Annotated in this window: 2 protein-coding genes; one reads left to right on the top strand and one right to left on the bottom strand. The window is 61.0% G+C overall.

The features are described 5' to 3' along the window. Window positions 1-703 (bottom strand): S8 family serine peptidase (locus OXG98_07405; GenBank protein ID MCY3771829.1); only part of this gene is annotated, 703 nt, incomplete at its 3' end. Window positions 704-873: 170 nt separating this feature from the next. On the opposite strand from OXG98_07405, the gene OXG98_07410 reads away from it, so the two are divergent. After that, window positions 874-1,419, top strand: a 546-nt coding sequence (locus OXG98_07410; protein MCY3771830.1) for a hypothetical protein, incomplete at its 3' end; no start/stop codon positions are given.

The raw sequence follows: 1,419 nt of genomic DNA on the forward strand, positions 1-1,419 counted from the left end.
CGCGACTCATCTGTTGGAGATAGGTCCGGGCGGCTTCCGGCGTCAGGTCCGGGTGGCGCTCGGCCCGGAGGGCGAGGGCTGCGGCAATATGCGCCGAGGCAAAACTATGGCCGTAAAAGTTCTGCGTCTGGGCCGGGCCGGGCAGGGGGCGCGGATAGGGATGGGCGCGAAAGGGAACCGGGCTGTCTGTGAGGGCGCGGTATTCGTCCCAGGCGCAGCTTTCATCCGCGGCCACGCCTATGACGCCGGGTAAGGTTGCGGGTAACACATCCGAGCGGTCCGGGGGAGAAGACGCAATCAGGATGAGGTTTGCTTCTTGTGCCTGGGCGACGAGCGTCGAGAGCGGCTGGCGATGCTGCGCGTTAATCAGCCCCAGACTCAGACTGATGCTTTTCATGCGCTGTCCAATGGCCCAGCCCAAGGCCGCTTCCAGGACCGGAAACGCAGTGGCCAGATGGTCGGTAAAAATCTTGACCGCGTAGAGTTCAGACTGCGGGGCTTTGGCACGGACCACGCCGGCGAGGGCGGTTCCGTGCCCGATGTGATCGGGGTACTCCGGGCTGGTCTGGACCGCGTTCTCATCGTTCAGGAAAAAATGGATACCACCCGCAACGTTGCCAACATGCGAATGCTGGGCGTTCACCCCGCTGTCGATAAGCGCGACTTTGACTCCCGCTCCTGTCGGCGCGCTGTCCTGACCCATGTCCCTGCTCCCTGCTCGCAAAGCATACCATATATATCTGCTTATACGAGGGAGAAGACGGTATCTACAACTCCGGTTCTTTCTATTTGACTCTCACTCCGAGAGGTATAGAATCCGGCTATTGCGTCAGAGATGGAGTCCAGTGTTTCAGCCTGGAGGAGAGGACGGGTATGACGACCGGAAAGACATGGAAACGGATGAGAAGGCACATCTGGGGGTTGCTCGTGTTGGCGGGGCTCGTTGGCCCGACCCACGCCGTCAAGGCCGCAGAACACCAGGCGACACTTTCCGCCCGAGAAACGTTGGTGATCCGCTGTATACGTTGCCACGCGCCGCAAGGAGACAATGGCAAGCTTGACGCGATTGAAGCCCAGCGCAAGTCACCCGAAGGCTGGAGCATGACGCTCAGCCGTATGGTCCGAACGCACGGGGTCGAATTGCAGGACGGAGATGCCCGCATTCTGGTCAAATATCTGAGCGATAACTACGGGCTGGCTCCCAAAGAAGTCGAGCCCTATCGCTTTATTCTCGAACAGCGTAATACCCGCACCACGCAGGACGTGCCCAAGCCTCTCCAGGCCGGCTGTATCCAGTGCCATACCTACGCGCGGATCGCCTTGCAGCGTCGGACGCAGGACTCGTGGGAGCGGCTGCCGGACGCCAAGGTCGCACTCATGGCGAATGTCGGCAGTGAGACCGCATCTGCCGGCCCGTTG

The organism is Gemmatimonadota bacterium (genome assembly GCA_026706345.1).
GTDB lineage: Bacteria > JAAXHH01 > JAAXHH01 > JAAXHH01 > JAAXHH01 > JAAXHH01.